Raw genomic sequence first — 17,187 nt, forward strand, 5'->3', positions numbered from 1 at the left:
CTATGGTTAAGGCTGCGCCCTGACATCGTATTGCTCTACGTCAACCCAGGCTCTTTTTTCAAAAGACTCCACCACGCTGTCGAGAATAATATTGACCTGAGTGGCGGCTCGAAAATCTGGCCATAGGGGTGCGTCGTTAACCATACCTTGAAATAAGTCTCGAATTTCAACGGCTTTCATGTCATTGAAGCCCAGGCCATGACCTGCAGACACACAAAATGCCTGATAATCAGGGTGCTCAGGTCCCACTAAAATACGCTTAAAACCTTGAGTTTGAGGATGGCCTTCAGCAATATACAAAGACAACTCTGATAAGGTTTCTTGATCAAAAATCAAGCTTCCCTTGGTTCCTGTGACTTCAAATGACAAACCATTTTTTCTTCCCCATGCGATTCGTGATGCTTCTAACGTACCTTGAGCACCATTAGCAAAGCGCACCATCATATGAGCCTGATCGTCGTTTTCTACTTCACCAACGCTTGCTTTGTCATCGTTTGACGCTTGATATATAGGACGATATTGATGAACCACTTTGAGATCGGCACACAACGATATGATGGGAGCCACCAAATGTGTCGCCAGTTGCACAAGATGCGAGGCCAAGTCATTCAACGCACCGGTTCCTGCAAACCGCTTCTGCAAACGCCAGCTAAATGGCAAATTAGCATCGGCAAGATAATCTTCATTAAACACACCGCGAAAATGCACCACCTCACCAATATCACCACGAGCGATTAATTGCTTAGCAAATTGCACCGTTGGGTTCTTGATATAATTAAAGCCCACTAGTGTTTTAACACCAGCACGCTCGGCCGCTTCAGTCATTTCCTTGGCGTCATCCGCGTTCAATGCTAACGGTTTTTCACTGTAAACATGCTTACCTGCGGCAATAGCGGCTAACGCTATTTCCTTATGTAAAAAATTCGGTGCACAAATATCCACAACGTCAACATCGGGATCATTAATCAAGCACTTCCAATCCCCTGTAGAGCGATTGAAGCCCAATTCCAGCGCCTTCATTTCTGCCAACTCTGATGTCGCGTCCGCTAGCATCTCACACTGTAATTGACCTTGTGGAATAGCAAATGCTGCTATCGCATTGCGGTAGGCTATCGCATGGGCTTTGCCCATATAGCCAGACCCCACCAACCCCACACGCATTTTCTTTACCGTCATGATCGTCTCACTATCGTCTGTGATATTCCAACAATGAAACCATAATAGAATATTTATTTCATTTAATTCAATAGATAAAGTGTATTTTTGTGGGAAATTATTAAAAGTCTTCGTTAAAAATAAAAAAACATCAACGACAACAACAAACAAACCCATTAAAAACAAAAAGATAGGGGATATGAATTTAAAGATAGAACCTTAAATTATTGAAATATTTATTCCAATAAATCTCGTGCAGACCTAGTTAGGTCTTTTTAGGTGACTTGGCACCACGCTTTAGAACCCAATACAAATACATAACCACAACGAGGTTAAACAAGAGTATTGAGACGTGAATAAAACTGGGAGTCTGGTAGAGGGCGTACAGTTCAAAGGGAATGTAAAGTGAGCCACTAATAAAAGCGAACCATTCGGTCCAGCGTAGTCGATGCCAAAGCCCATAGGCCATGACAAAACGAAAACAGGCATACAGCAGCGCGATTGCTGTCACCAACACTAGGCTCTTGTGAGTAACACTTTCGATCATACTAAGGACTAAAGACACATAATGATTGGTCGTGGAAATAGACCACTGAGCCATCAACTGCTCAGCCAATTGATGAAGATCCCGTCCTGCCAAAACATTCACACTAACCACAAGAAATAACGCCAATACGCCTTTTATCCCCTCCAAAAGGGCGATGGCGTTAAGACCTTCAAACTTCATAATGAAACTTTTTCACGACTATTGTGCTCGTCAATATGGTATTAAAAATAACTTCAGATACAAAACCCAGTATAAGAAAACAAGATGACAAAAAGGTGTTCAGGATTAATTATTAAGTAAAATGATATAGCAAAGGAAGTGTAAAAGAGTAAAGAGCGATAGAAACATCAACGAAAGCGCAATAAAAAAGGCAGGCTGGGGACAAAAGCCCAACCCACCTTAAACAGATCGAACTCGCGTTACACCCTAAACTTATCCAAGGATTTTGCTTGCTCAATAGTAATTTCTACCATGGTTTCACACAAAGCAGATTGTTCAGTCGCCGCATCAGAAACTGACTGACTGATGTCACGAATATTCGTCGTGTTACGATTAATTTCGTTCGACGTTGCACTTTGCTCTTCCGCTGCTGCCGCTATTTGTACCGTCATTTCATTAATTTCGTTAATACTGGCACGAATGGCTTCTAACGATGCTTTCGCCTGATTCGCAATGTGCTGAGTAGCGTTGGCACTTTCTCGACTTTCAAGAATGACTTTCTCAGCCCCTCTCACGCCATTTTGAAGTTGCTGAATCATTTTCTGAATTTGTTCGGTCGATTCTTGTGTTTTCGATGCTAATGTTCTCACCTCATCCGCAACAACGGCAAACCCTCGACCTTGCTCGCCCGCTCTGGCCGCTTCAATCGCGGCGTTCAAAGCCAATAAGTTCGTTTGATCAGCAATATCGGTTATCACCGTCAAAATAGATTCGATATTATTGCTGTATACGACTAACTCATTGATGGTCGTGACTACACCGCCCATTTTATCGGTCAACTGTGAAATCGAAGCCGTCGTACGTTCCACCACAAGAGAGCCTTCTTTCGCTGCTGCATCGGCATGATTAGCGCGACTGGCTGCCGTTTGAGCGTTATCCGCCACATCATGAGCCGTGGCTGACATTTCATGCATCGCCGTCGCTAATTGATCCAGTTCGTTTAACTGAGTATAAAGCTCTGAGGATGAACGTGCAGAGGAAGCCGCCGTTTTATCAGTATTTTCACGGACACGTAAAGACCGCCCTTTTACCTCACGTATCATTTGCTGTAAATAATCAACAAACTTATTAAACTCACTCGATACGGCACCAAATTCATCATTGCTGATAATGTCTAATCGCTTGGTTAAATCCCCTTCTCCGCCATTGATCTCCTGTAGAGACTCACGCAAAGCTCGCAAAGGTTCCAACAGACGAGTAACCACAACATACAAGATAATCGAAACTAGCAAACCGGCAATCAAGGTACTCCATAAGGCTATCCAGCCAAAGGAGCGCACGTCAGCAAATAATTTAGCCTCATCCAGTACCACGCCAATGTACCAATCAGCCCCGTATAAATTCGGTAATGGACTAAACGACACATAAACCGATGTGCCATCTGCTAGCGTATTTGGCAACAACCCATTACTCAAGGCTGGCACGCCTCCTTGCAATAAGTCCGCTATAGATTTGCCATTCAAATCAGCATTGGGATGACTGATGATCTTGCCAGATTTATTTAGCAAAAAGGCATAACCGGTCTCGTTGAAATTCAGGGTGTTCACCGCATCTGATACAGTTTTGAGACTCAGATCTCCGCCAAATGCCCCTTTAAATTGCCCCTGGTCCGAAAAATCGGCTATCACAGAAATTAGAATATCCCCTTCTGTAGAAACATAAGGCTCGGTCAACACAGCTTGCTTGTGATTTTTCCCCATATCATACCAAGGACGCTTGCGAGCATCCCAACCAGGTGGGTTCCAATTAGGATCGTTCGTAAAACGAGGGCCACCACTGTCCAAACCACCAAATAGTAATAAAAATTCTTTTTGGTAAATGGGTAAATCAAAGGCTTTTTGAATGGTCTCAGGACTGAAATCGGCATCGATTGTTTGTGAGATTGACTCGATTAAATCCATTTTATTTTTAAGCCAATTATCCACCTGTAACGCCAACGCTTTACTACTTTCTTGCGTGCTGGTCATGGTTTTTTCAAACAGTGCGGCGCGAAGACTTGAGTATTGCAACCAAGAGTAAATCGAGAACGCCAACACAACGACAACGGAAGCACATAAAACAACTTTATGGGATACCTTCATAAGCTCTACCTATCAAATAAAAATTTAAGCAAGCGACATCCTGCTTCCTGCAAAGTTTAGTCAGCTTTAGTAACGACACAATCGCCATAATTATTGCATTTGAGGGAATTTATCTTAATGCTCTACAAAGCACCACCTTTTAACCGTTGTTTTTTGTAGTCACTAAAGTTTAAACCAATAATAAAAAGCCCCCGCAATCCTAAAGAAAGCGGAGGCTGGCTGTTGGCAACACTAAACCAGAGGGCAAAATACCCTCAAGAAATTACACTAGATCAAAACGATCCAGCTCCATTACTTTCGTCCATGCAGCAACAAAGTCTTTCACAAAGCGTTCTTGTGAATCGGAGCAAGCGTATACTTCAGCGATAGCACGAAGTTGAGAATTGGAACCAAACACCAAATCGGCGCGCGTGGCTGTCCATTTAATTTTCCCCGTTTTACGATCACGGCCTTGGAACTCATCTTCTTTTTCAGAAGTGGCGAACCATTTCGTTCCCATATCCAATAGATTCACAAAGAAATCATTGCTTAACGTTTCTGGCTGCTGTGTCAACACCCCATGAGAGGATTGTGCGACATTAGCCCCTAGTACTCGCAATCCGCCTACTAACACCGTTAATTCTGGTGCTGATAGTGTGAGCAGCTGCGCTTTGTCTAACAACAACTCTTCCGTTGACACTGTGTAGCGGCCTTTTTGGTAGTTACGGAAACCATCCGCAATAGGCTCAAGAACAGCAAAAGAGTCCACATCCGTTTGCTCTTGAGTGGCATCACCACGACCAGGAGTAAACGGCACTGTCACGTCCAAATCTGCGGCTTTCGCCGCTTTCTCGATACCAACAGAACCTGCCAACACAATAAGATCTGCAAGAGAAATTTGCTTATTGCCAGACTGCGCTTTATTAAACTCAACTTGAATGGCTTCTAATGTTGCCAAGACATTAGCAAGTTGCTCAGGCTGATTGACAGCCCAGTCTTTTTGCGGTGCTAAACGAATACGAGCACCGTTTGCACCACCACGCATATCCGAACCACGATAAGTAGACGCTGACGCCCACGCTGTTGACACCAGCTGAGAGACACTCAAACCTGACGCTAATATTTTCGCCTTCAAACCTGCAATATCTTGCTCATTGACCAATTCATGGCTGACTGCTGGAATCGGATCTTGCCAAATCAACTCTTCTTGAGGAACCAAAGGCCCTAAATAACGAGACACTGGTCCCATATCACGGTGTGTTAACTTAAACCATGCACGTGCAAACGCATCCGCAAGCTGATCTGGATTTTCGTGGAAACGCTTAGAAATTTCCGCGTAAATCGGATCTACTTTTAATGCCATATCCGCTGTAGACATCATCGGAGCATGACGTTTCGATGCATCATGAGCATCCGGCACAGCATCCGCTAAGGCACCATTTTTAGGTTTCCACTGCGTGGCACCGGCAGGGCTCTTAGTCAGCTCCCAATCGTAACCAAGCAAGGTGTCAAAGTAGCCGTTATCCCACTGAATTGGGTTAGGTGTCCACGCGCCTTCTAAGCCACTTGAAATGGTATCTACGCCGTTACCTTGACCCTGACTGTTACGCCAGCCAAAACCTTGCTCAGTAATATCAGCGGCTTCAGGATCTACCCCAACTTGAGCAGCATCACCTGCACCATGAGTTTTACCAAATGTATGACCACCCGCGACTAAGGCAACAGTCTCCTCATCATTCATCGCCATACGCGCAAACGTATCACGAATATCACGCGCTGACGCTAACGGATCAGGCTTACCATCTGGACCTTCTGGGTTAACGTAAATTAAACCCATTTGTACCGCTGCTAATGGGTTTTCAAGCTCTCGGTCACCTGAGTAACGACTTTTTTCACCGCCACTTAATTCTAACCACTCTTTTTCGGCGCCCCAGTAAATATCATCTTCTGGCTCCCACACATCAACACGGCCACCAGCAAAACCAAAGGTTTCAAATCCCATGGATTCCAATGCACAGTTGCCCGCTAAAATCATTAAATCTGCCCAAGAAATCTTACGGCCATATTTTTGCTTGATAGGCCAAAGCAACCGGCGAGCTTTGTCTAAATTGACGTTATCAGGCCAGCTGTTTAATGGCGCAAAACGTTGTGTACCAGATGACGCACCACCGCGGCCATCCGCTGTACGATAAGTACCCGCGCTATGCCATGCCATACGGATGAAGAATGGACCATAATGACCATAATCTGCTGGCCACCAATCTTGTGAGTCCGTCATCAAAGCATACAAATCCTGACGCACAGCGTCTAAATCCAAACTGTTAAATTCTTTAGCGTAATCAAAATCCTCACCCATAGGATTAGATTTCGCTGAGTGCTGATGCAAAATCTTTAGGTTTAGCTGGTTAGGCCACCAATCTTTATTAGAGGTCCCACGACCTGCAAATTGCCCGGCGCTTGTTGCGCTCGTTGCACCGTGGTTAAAAGGACACTTACCTTCACTAGACATATTATTCTCCTGTTATCCTGACTGACTTTCTTTGCATTTTATGTGAGCTTTATAACGAAAAATCACAGCCCCTTCTCTCTTGTCCTAATAGTTATAGCCCTTCATAGATCAAGTTGCTAATAAATAAAACCTAATATTCCAATAGGCTAAGACAGAAAAGACTTAATTTCCCATGTCACGACATGACGAAAACGCAGTAGTACTCATTCAACATAAAGCATGCTTTACTAAGATAAACATGACTTAACTCACGATTTAGGAAAGCATCATGCATATTATCAATGCTCGTTTACGTCACCGCTCAGAGCTTTTCTCTATTCAGATTGAAAAGGGTATTTTCAGCAAGATAACACCTCAGAACGATAGGTTAGTCTCAGTAGAAAACCATATTGATGCAAATGGAAAACTCGTTTGCGCTCCTTTCGTCGAGCCACATATTCATCTGGACGCAGCGTTAACCGCTGGTGAACCAGAATGGAACCAAAGCGGCACCTTATTCGAAGGCATCGAACGCTGGAGTCAGCGTAAGCCAATGTTGAATGAAGCGGATATTCGACGTCGCGCCTTATCCACCATAGAGCTTTTGGTACAAAACGGCGTACAGGCTATTCGAACTCATGCGGATACCACTGACCCGACCCTAGTCGGTGTTCGCACGCTTTGCGCGCTTCGTGATGAGCTAAAAGACAAAATTGATTTACAGGTGGTAGCCTTTCCCCAAGACGGCATGTTGTCTTACCCCAATGGCTTAAAACTGATGGAAGAAGCGTTGGACATTGGCGCCGATGTGGTTGGTGGCATTCCGCACTTCGAATACACTCGAGAATTGGGTGAAAAATCTGTCAAACTGATTATAGAATTGGCCAAAAAGTACGATCGATTAATCGATGTGCATTGCGACGAAATCGATGATCCCAATTCTCGTTTTTTAGAATTCCTTGCCTGTGAAGCGTTATTCCATGATATGGGATCCAAAGTCACTGCAAGCCACACCACCGCGATGCATTCTTATGATAACGCCTATTGCTCGAAGCTATTCCGTTTATTAAAAAACGCCGGTATTAACTTTATATCCTGCCCGACGGAAAGCATTCACTTGCAAGGTCGTTTTGACAGCTACCCAAAACGCCGTGGCGTCACGAGAGTCAAAGAACTTAGAGAAGCCAATATCAACGTCTGCCTAGGACAGGACTCTATCTTTGATCCTTGGTATTCATTAGGCAATGGTAAGTTGCTTCGCACCTTAGATTACGCCATGCATATCTGCCAAATGATGGGATATCAAGACTACGCTCGGGCATTAGACATGATCACTGACAACAGTGCTCGTACCTTGTGCTTACAAGGTTACGGAATAGAAGTTGGCAATGCCGCAAACTTTATAATGCTGGATGGGCACGATGATTACAGCGTTTTACGTCAGCAAGGCGATGTATTACTGTCCGTTCGTCAAGGTAAAATCATCATGCAACGTCAGCCCTCTAAGATCATTTCTCCACCTTGGATTACTGATGAAATGGAGTAGAAAAATCTTTCAGGGTAGATAATATGAGCCTATTCTCTGTTCATCTACCCTGGATTTTCAGTATCAAATACGACATCCCGCGATAAATTTTGCTCTATAACAAAAAATCTTCATTTATATTTTTGCGCTTGCAAATATCCTTTCCTAGACTGTAAAGAACTTATCAGATTGTAAGGGACTATATAAATGCGCATCCATTCTATTCGAATCAAGATGATGCTTCCCATCATCTTTCTCTCCGTCATTTTAATCGCGCTGTTTATTTTTATGATGCTCATGAGCACCATGCAAAAGAGCAGTATGAAATTACAGGCAGAACACTATTTTGAGGCAATTTCAGAAGTACTCAATGCAGATCGTGATATTTATCAAGCACGACTTGCACAAGAGAAAATGCTCGATGGGGAAGGACCAAAGCAAGAGAATGAAGCAGACTTTAACGAAAATGCCCAACAAGTTTTTGATCGTTTCCAACTTTATCGACAGTACCTTGCCGATGAGCCAAAAGATCTGCTAACACCGTTCGAATCTTTCAATTCACTTTATGATGAATGGGTTTCATCCAGCAAAAGTCTACTTGCCACATCAAAAGGCAGCATTCAATTTTCACAGGCAATGATAGAGCTAGATCAGAAATTCCATACTATCCGTAATATGCTTGATGAAGCGGGAGAAAATCTGCACACACACACCAACAATGTAAAAGATCAAATAAACTCAGCTTCGGAGCTTAATAACTACGTAGAAGCCATCACTGAGGTATTAAATGCAGACAGAGACCTATATCAAGCACGACTAGCGCAACAAAAAATCATTAATGGGGTTGGGGATAAAGAAAAAAACAAAGAAGAGTTTAAACTCAATGCGGCTCAAACCTTAGAAAGGTTCAGAGCTTATCGTGGTCACCTTATTAATGAATCAGAACTAACGAAACCCTATAGTAAATTTGATGTACTTTTTGATGAATGGTATCAAGAGAGTCTAATTCAACTAAACTCCCCCAATATTCAAACCTCACAGAAACTTCCTCAAGAAATCATAGTAGCGGATGAGAAATTTGCCGCCATTCGCACACTTTTGGACAAAGCGGGAGAATCGGTCAGAAACCACTCAAGACACATTGAAGATCAAACCAAACAAAACATTGCTCGTAACCAAAAAATAGCCATGATAGTGACATCAATCGCCTTTATTCTTGCGCTCATTTTTGGTTATTTTATTCCACTTAAAATCACCAACAATGTGGAAAACATGGGACGTCGAATTAAAGAGATTGCCGAAGGAGACGGTGATTTAACTCAGCGAATAAACTCAAGTGCAAAAGACGAACTTGGGGATCTAGCCAAAGAGTTCGATAATTTTGTTGAGCAACTTAGGTCTATTATCAGCAATATACACAAACAATCATCGTCACTAGGCAACATGACCGCCGAGTTAAAAAATGCCTCTGAAACGACAAGCGATATCACTCAAGCATTGGTAAATGCTTCGACCTCCATGATCAGCGCTGGCCAAGAAATGAATCTATCAAATCAACAAATGGCGCAAGTAGCAAGAGATACCGCGACGGAAGCAACGACGTCTAGCCAATTAACCAATCAAGGAATTCAAGCCGTAAACACATCCCATAAAGCCATTTCTAGCTTAATTGATGATATTGAAAAGTCATTACAAAGAGCACAAGAGTTAGAGAAAAGCTCTGAAAATATATCTTCCGTCCTCGAAGTGATTCGAAATATTGCCGAGCAAACTAACTTACTGGCTTTAAATGCTGCGATTGAAGCCGCACGCGCAGGTGAACAAGGTCGAGGATTTGCCGTTGTTGCAGACGAAGTGAGAACGCTCGCGACCCGAACACAAAACAGCACAGATGAAATAGAAACCATCATAGAACAGCTTAAACGTAATGTCAGAGAATCCTCTACTTCCACTCAGAACAGCCGTAACAATGCCGATAATACAGCATCAAATTTTGATAACGTCATCAACATATTTGATGCTTTGAACCATTCATTTGAAAAAGTACAACAGCTGGCATCCCAAACAGCCCAAGCCACCGATGAACAAGCCGCATTGTCTAATAATATCAATCAAAGTCTCATGCTGTTAAAAGAACAGACCGATGGCGTAAAAGACGTCTCAAGCCTTATCAATAAACAGTCAAAACAAATAACGGATTTATATAAAACACTCAATAACGAAGTCGGAAATTTTAAAGTGTAATGTTTTACTGAGAGTAAGAAACGAACCGTCTTAAAAAAGACAGCCTTGCTCTTTAACCGCAGTTAAAGAGCAAGGTCATTTTATTCATTATGGCTTATCTGTTGGGCAGTTCTCCATGCCAACGCGATAAGTGGAAACGGTACTCATGTCGGCAAACTTACGAAAAGCATTGAATGCATCATAATTAGGCTTGTAGCTCACCGTGTAATTCATATTGATTTGAGCGCCAAAATTATTGGGCGTAAACGATGCGTCTTGGCTTATTATTTGGAATTCTTCTAGTTTGTTCTTTTTACCAAAAGTGATCACTTCTTGTGTTTTGGATTTATAAATCGCTCCCACATCCACATCAGAATTAGGCTGAAGGTTTTCCATGTAAGAAAAAGATGTGATGTCCTTACTTTCACAAACGGGTAACTCGGTGGTGTCCTCTGCCGCCAATTGCGTAGAAGAAACCATAAGAGGCACTATCGCAACCAATGCAGACAAACAAGATTTCATAATTTCTATCCTATGCGTTTAAAAAATCACCAAAAAAAGAAACGATTTCACGTTTCACACCAATACTATATTTTGTGGCTTCCCATTGGCAAAAGCTACGACATTTTCAAAGGCTATATTAAAATATAATTCGTAGCTGGCCTTTTCAACGTATCCTATGTGCGGTGTACAAAGCACATTTGGTAGAGATAACAACAGTTGATTAGCAGCCGTCGCAGGCTCTATTTCAAAAACATCCACTGCAGCACGTTTGCTCGGGTTAGACAACATTTCACGATACAAGGCATCGCTTTCAATCAACTCAGCTCGACTGGTGTTTACCAATAAAGAGTCTGGCTTCATTAATGCCAAATCCTTCTGAGTCACAATCGCTTTGGTCGCATCGTTAAGTCGTAAATGCAGCGTGACAATATCTGCACTTTGGAAAAATTCGGCTTTGGATGCTGCCGCAGTAAATCCATGTTGTTGCGCTAACGATCTAGAACTTTCACTACCCCAAACCAACACCTTCATACCAAAAGCCTTGGCATATTGTGCGATTCGCTGTCCAATTTTTCCGTAGCCCCAAATCCCTAGGACAGAACCATTCAACACTCGTCCTAACCCCAAAGAGCCAGACTGTTGCCAGTTCCCTTGCGAAAATTGCGCAACATACTCAGGAATGTGTCGACAGGCTGACATAATTAACCCCCAACATAACTCAGAAGGGGCAACAGGCGAACCCACCCCCTCAGCCACCGCCACACCGTACTTATGACAAAGTTTGGCATCAATGTGATTACTGATTTTTCCCGTTTGACTAATCAATTTCAAATTAGGCAAGCTGGCCAATAAAGCTTCCGTAATCACCGTGCGTTCCCGTATCAGAACAAGTGCCTCAAAATCCTTTAACTTATCGATTAAATCATCCGTCTTGCTAAAGGTTTCATTAAACACATGCACATCATGGCCTTGCAAAATGCGAAAACATGAAAGATCTTTGACTGCATCTTGATAATCATCTAATACCGCTATTTTCACGAGAAAGCCCTCTTCCGATCCTATTGCTGTCACCTAATAAATTGCGCTTATCATCCGTCAACTTAATACAAAACGCCAGAGCAAAAAAAGCCCCACATTTAGGTGGGGCTAAAGACAGACATTACCATTAAGGATTAATCGCAGCCTTTTACGACATCACGAAGCAAGTAAAAATAAACGGCTTACACACGCTCAAATACCGTTGCTATACCTTGCCCCATACCAATACACATGGTCGCAAGGCCAATCGTCGCGTCTTTCTCGCGCATCACATTGAGCAGAGTTGTTGAGATACGCGTCCCAGAGCAGCCAAGTGGATGACCCAACGCAATCGCGCCACCGTTCAAATTCACCTTATCATCAACAAGATCCAGCAAACCAAGATCTTTTAATACTGGAATAGACTGGGCAGCGAAGGCTTCGTTTAGCTCGACAATATCAATATCGGCAATCGTCAAACCCGCGCGTTTTAGCGCTTTTTTCGTTGCTGGAACAGGACCATAACCCATAATCGCCGGATCACAACCCGCTACCGCCATGCTACGTACTTTGGCAATCGGCGTTAAACCTAACTCTTGTGCTTTCTTCGCCGACATCATCAACATAGCTGATGCACCGTCAGACAAAGCAGAAGAAGTACCCGCGGTCACAGTACCGACTTTTGGCATAAATACAGGAGCCAAACTTGCTAAAGATTCCAGCGAAGTTTCTGGGCGAATAACTTCATCCACTTCCACTAGGATCTTATTCCCTTCCGCATCATGACCCTCTATAGAAACAATCTCATTGGCAAAACGACCTTGTAGCGTCGCTTCATGGGCTAAACGATGGGAGCGCACGGCAAAAGCATCTTGCGCCTCACGGCTCACACCGTGCATTTTCCCTAACATTTCCGCCGTTACCCCCATCATCATCGAGGCTTTTGCCATATGTTTGGACAGTGCGGGGTTAACGTCCACGCCGTGCATCATCCCCACGTGGCCCATGTGCTCGACACCCCCAACAACAAACACATCACCTTGGCCTGTCATGATCGCTTGAGCCGCCGTATGAATGGCAGACATAGACGAACCACATAAGCGGTTCACCGTCTGAGCGGCGCTCGTAATCGGCAATCCAGCCAACAAAGACACGGCACGAGCCATATTAAAGCCTTGTTCTAGAGTTTGGTTCACACACCCCCAGATAAGATCCTCCACATCTTTTTGATCTACCGTTGGATTGCGCTTAAACAAAGCTTTGACTAACGCTGCCGATAAATTTTCTGCTCGTACATTACGGAATACGCCATTTTTCGTTTTACCCATTGGTGAGCGAACGGCGTCGATAATAACGACATCATTTGGATTCAGTTTCATGAAAATTCTCCTCTAACCTATGGGAAGTTATGCGCCGTAAAAAGTGTCGTTGTTACTGGCCATGTCACGCATCTTCGCGGTTGGCTCGTACAACTTACCTAAGTGGCTGTATTTGTCTGCAAGATCACAAAAAGCCTGCAGTCCCATTTGGTCTAGGTAATGCAAGGCACCACCAAGGTATGGAGGGAAACCAATACCATAAATTAACCCCATATCCGCTTCTGCAGCTGACGCGACTATGTTTTCTTCTAGACAACGCACCGTTTCGATACAAAGTGGAATCATCATACGAGCCACAATATCGTCTTCTGTCAATTCAGCATGAGAGCTCACTACAGGCGCAAGCAAGTCATTAATTTCATCGTTAAAAACTTTCTTCGGCTTACCTTTACGATCTGCCTCGTAACGATAGAAGCCATGACCATTCTTTTGACCAAAACGCTTCAATTCAAATAGACGATCTACGGCATTGGTGCCTTCATGCTTCATACGATCAGGGAAGCCTTCTGCCATCACTTGATCGGCATGATACGCCGTGTCAATTCCCACCACATCAAGCAAATAAGCCGGACCCATTGGCCAACCGAATTTCTCCATGGTTTTATCTACTACTTGGAAATCAGCGCCTTCTTGCATCATCAAGGAAAAACCAGCGAAGTAAGGGAACAATACACGGTTTACAAGGAAACCTGGGCAGTCATTGACTACGACAGGTGTTTTGCCCATGGCTTGAGCATAGGCTACGGTTTTCGCAATGGCCGCATCGCTGGTTTTTTCACCTCGAATCACTTCTACCAATGGCATACGATGTACAGGGTTAAAGAAATGCATACCACAGAAGTTTTCTGGACGTTTTAAATCTTTCGCCAATTCTGTAATAGAAATGGTTGAAGTATTCGATGTTAAAATGGCGTCATCCGAAATTTTGGTCTCAACTTCCGCCAATACTGATTTTTTGATTTTAACGTTTTCAACAACGGCTTCGACGACCAAATCAACGTGCTCAAATTCACCATAACTTAACGCTGGAATAATACCATTCATGGCTTTAAAGGCTTGATCTGTTGTTAAACGTCCGCGTTCTACCTGACCATTAAACAGTTTATTCGCTTCACTCAAACCTAACTCTAAGGCTTCAGGGCGAATATCTTTCATGATGATTGACGTGCCTTTAGAGGCGGACTGATAAGCCACCCCCCATAATCCCAGCTCCCAGAACAGCAGCTTGTTTGACTGGCGTGGCATTTTTTGCGTACTTACCTGCGGTTTTCTTAATCTGTTGATCACTTAAGAAAAGATTCACAAGCGCTTTAGCCACAGGGCCTTTGGCCAATTTAACAAAGCCTTTTATCTCTGTCTCTATGGCTTTTTCCATATCCTGACTAATGCCCTTTTCGATAGTCTTGATGGCAGCCATAGGCGCAGGATAATGTTTACCCGCCTTAGCCCCAACCACACCACGAACGGACTCGAAGATCATCATTTTTTCAATAGGTGAAAACACCATAGGAGCACGCAATTCATCACGACGTGCATGGTAATCCAACTTACCATCGAGCACTTGTTGGATAAGATGACGTGCCGACTCATTGACTTTTGCTGCCGGGACTACTGCATCAACCGCACCATCTTTGAACGCCTCTTCGCTGCGTTTTTGAGCGCCACCACAAATCCATTCGCAAGCATTATCCGCGCCGATTAAACGAGGCAAACGAACCGTCCCACCCCAACCTGGGTAGATACCCAATTGTGTTTCTGGCAAACCAATTTTCGCAGAATCCGCCATCACTCGATAATCACAGGCCAACACCAACTCCATACCACCGCCAAGCGCAATACCATTAATGGCAGCAACCGTTGGGCAACATAGATTCGAAATGTCGTTGAAAATAGTATGAGCAAGGCGAAGTTTATCGGACAATTCATCCTCTTCGAGTTCAAACCAAGTAGTAAACTCAGTTATGTCTGCTCCTACGACAAAAACGTCTTTCGCACTGGCAAAAATAACGCCTTGCAAATCATCAATGTGTTTGAGTGCAGTAACGGCTTCGGCCAATTCATTCAAGGTAAGACTATTGAACTTATTGACCGATTCACCGACCAAATCCAGAGTGACAGTTGCCACGCCGGCATCATCGACTGCAACCTTGATTGCTTGTCCTTCGAAAATCATGCTGGTCTCCCATTATTTTTATTTTGATGACGATGGTATTTTCGTTCACCGTCATCCGGTGTTTAAAGGCAGTTTAGACGTAAGATGACTCAGCTAAACTGACTGTTTTCTAAAAATCACAAGCTTTTTTCAAGCTCAGGCACAGCATCAAACAAATCCGCTACTAAGCCATAATCCGCTACTTGAAAAATGGGCGCGTCTTCGTCTTTGTTGATGGCAACAATCACCTTGGAATCTTTCATGCCCGCCAAATGCTGAATCGCACCAGATATACCAACGGCAATATAAAGATCCGGCGCAACGGTTTTACCTGTTTGGCCAACTTGTAAATCGTTAGGTACAAAACCAGCATCCACAGCAGCACGTGATGCACCAATGGCAGCGCCAAGTTTGTCTGCGACGCCTTCCAATAATTTGAAGTTTTCACCATTCCCCATACCACGACCACCTGAAATAATCACACTGGCGGCCGTCAATTCAGGTCGGTCAGATTCGGCTAGCTGTTCCTTCACAAAGCGACTGCGATCAGAGGCAATCACTTGCGAAAGTACTTCACGCTCAGCGTTGCCACCTGTGCTTGCTGCCGCATCAAAACCGGTTGAACGAACCGTCAATACTTTTACCGTATCCGTAGTTTTTACCGTAGCAATGGCGTTACCTGCGTAAATTGGACGAACAAAGGTGTCTGCGGATTCGACTTTAATAACGTCAGACAACTGCGCCACGTTTAAAAGCGCAGCCACACGTGGCAAGGTATTTTTCCCTGTCGTGGTTGCAGGCGCTAAGATATGACCGTAGCCACTGGCTATATCAACGACTAATTTGGAGACATTTTCAGCCAATTGATGCTCATAAACGGCATTATCAGCCACCAATACTTTACTGACACCAGCCACTTGCGACGCTTGCTCAACAACGGTTTGGCATTCGAAACCAACCACCAATAAATGCACATCGGCACCAATCTGAGTGGCTGCGGTCACGGTATTTAATGTCGCAGGTTTTAAAGATTTATTATCGTGTTCGGCAAGGATTAAAATGCTCATGACACCACCTTCGCTTCATTTTTAAGTTTGTCTACCAATTCCGCTACAGAAGCCACTTTGATACCACCAGCACGTTGTGGCGGAGGCGTAACCGATACGATGCTGACATTAGAGCCAACTTCTATACCAAGATCGGCAGGAGTTTTGACATCCAATGGCTTTTTCTTCGCTTTCATAATATTAGGCAAAGAAGCAAAACGTGGTTCATTCAAACGCAGATCCGTAGTAATCACCGCAGGTAAAGTAATCGCCAATGTCTGCAAACCACCGTCAATTTCACGAGTTACTTGCGCTTCACCGTTTTCAATCACCACTTCGGAGGCAAACGTTGCTTGCGGGTAATCCAATAAAGCCGCCAGCATTTGGCCTGTTTGATTATTATCCGAATCGATAGATTGTTTACCCATAATCACTAAATCAGCGGCTTCTTCTTGGGCCACCTTAGCAATTAACTTGGCAACCGATAAAGAGTCTAAACCGTCTTCAGTTTCTACTTGAATCGCGCGGTCAGCCCCCAAAGCCAATGCCGTGCGTAAGGTTTCTTGGCAAGATTTCGACCCCACAGAGACCACCACAACGTCAGAGGCGACGCCTTTCTCTTTTAGACGAATGGCCTCTTCCACAGCGATTTCACAAAAAGGGTTCATGGACATTTTGACATTGGTAAGATCGACCGCCGTATGATCGGCTTTGACGCGAACTTTGACGTTGTAATCTATCACTCGCTTTACAGATACTAAGATTTTCATAAGCCCCTCGTATTTATTATTAAGCTTTCTTTCATGCATTAGACTGACCCATATTGCCAGATCCATATCATGCAAACATTCCCTATCAATAGAACGCTTTAC

11 protein-coding genes and 1 pseudogene are annotated in these 17,187 nt (G+C 43.8%); 2 read left to right on the forward strand and 10 right to left on the reverse strand.

What is annotated here, in order from left to right; all coding sequences use genetic code 11:
* Positions 1–6: 6 nt before the first annotated feature.
* From AC0L6V_RS09180 to katG, 4 genes are all read right to left on the reverse strand, one after another.
* A complete protein-coding gene (locus AC0L6V_RS09180; protein ID WP_265219077.1) occupies positions 7–1,176 on the reverse strand; it encodes a Gfo/Idh/MocA family protein in 1,170 nt (389 codons plus the stop codon).
* Between the two features lie 244 nt (positions 1,177–1,420).
* The gene (locus AC0L6V_RS09185) at positions 1,421–1,882 is read right to left on the reverse strand and encodes a DUF2127 domain-containing protein (protein WP_265219076.1); all 462 of its coding nucleotides are present in this window, start codon (positions 1,880–1,882) and stop codon (positions 1,421–1,423) included.
* Between the two features lie 239 nt (positions 1,883–2,121).
* Positions 2,122–4,002 carry a methyl-accepting chemotaxis protein gene (locus AC0L6V_RS09190; protein ID WP_418138957.1) on the reverse strand — a complete coding sequence of 627 codons (1,881 nt, stop codon included), beginning with the start codon at positions 4,000–4,002 and terminating at the stop codon, positions 2,122–2,124.
* A 262-nt stretch (positions 4,003–4,264) separates the two neighbouring features.
* Positions 4,265–6,490, reverse strand: coding sequence for a catalase/peroxidase HPI (gene katG, locus AC0L6V_RS09195; protein ID WP_409419704.1), 2,226 nt, complete (start codon positions 6,488–6,490; stop codon positions 4,265–4,267).
* A gap of 268 nt (positions 6,491–6,758) precedes the next feature.
* Here katG and codA point away from each other — a divergent pair, with 268 nt between their 5' ends.
* Positions 6,759–8,015 (forward strand): cytosine deaminase, encoded by a 1,257-nt coding sequence (gene codA, locus AC0L6V_RS09200; RefSeq protein WP_265219074.1) that lies wholly within the window; start codon positions 6,759–6,761, stop codon positions 8,013–8,015.
* A gap of 186 nt (positions 8,016–8,201) precedes the next feature.
* Positions 8,202–10,238 (forward strand): methyl-accepting chemotaxis protein, encoded by a 2,037-nt coding sequence (locus tag AC0L6V_RS09205; RefSeq protein ID WP_265219073.1) that lies wholly within the window; start codon positions 8,202–8,204, stop codon positions 10,236–10,238.
* Between the two features lie 87 nt (positions 10,239–10,325).
* Here the strand turns inward: AC0L6V_RS09205 and AC0L6V_RS09210 are convergent, their stop codons facing one another.
* From AC0L6V_RS09210 to AC0L6V_RS09235, 6 genes and pseudogenes are all read right to left on the reverse strand, one after another.
* Positions 10,326–10,739: a hypothetical protein gene (locus AC0L6V_RS09210; RefSeq protein WP_265219071.1), complete on the reverse strand. Its 414-nt coding sequence runs from the start codon at positions 10,737–10,739 to the stop codon at positions 10,326–10,328.
* 54 nt (positions 10,740–10,793) lie between these two features.
* Positions 10,794–11,759, reverse strand: a complete 966-nt coding sequence (locus tag AC0L6V_RS09215) for a D-2-hydroxyacid dehydrogenase family protein (RefSeq protein WP_265219069.1) — start codon at positions 11,757–11,759, stop codon at positions 10,794–10,796.
* A gap of 182 nt (positions 11,760–11,941) precedes the next feature.
* Entirely contained in the window at positions 11,942–13,117 is a 1,176-nt protein-coding gene (gene fadA, locus AC0L6V_RS09220) for an acetyl-CoA C-acyltransferase FadA (RefSeq protein ID WP_265219068.1), read from the reverse strand.
* Positions 13,118–13,144: 27 nt separating this feature from the next.
* Positions 13,145–15,290 (reverse strand): annotated as a pseudogene (gene fadB, locus AC0L6V_RS09225) (fatty acid oxidation complex subunit alpha FadB).
* 116 nt (positions 15,291–15,406) lie between these two features.
* On the reverse strand, positions 15,407–16,336 hold the full coding sequence (locus AC0L6V_RS09230) for an electron transfer flavoprotein subunit alpha/FixB family protein (protein ID WP_265219067.1): 930 nt from the start codon (positions 16,334–16,336) through the stop codon (positions 15,407–15,409).
* Complete coding sequence (locus AC0L6V_RS09235) at positions 16,333–17,085, reverse strand: electron transfer flavoprotein subunit beta/FixA family protein (RefSeq protein ID WP_418138959.1); 753 nt, start codon at positions 17,083–17,085, stop codon at positions 16,333–16,335. The genes AC0L6V_RS09230 and AC0L6V_RS09235 overlap by 4 nt, the downstream gene beginning before the upstream one ends.
* Positions 17,086–17,187 lie beyond the last annotated feature (102 nt).

Source organism: Marinomonas sp. G8-14 (genome assembly GCF_055808935.1).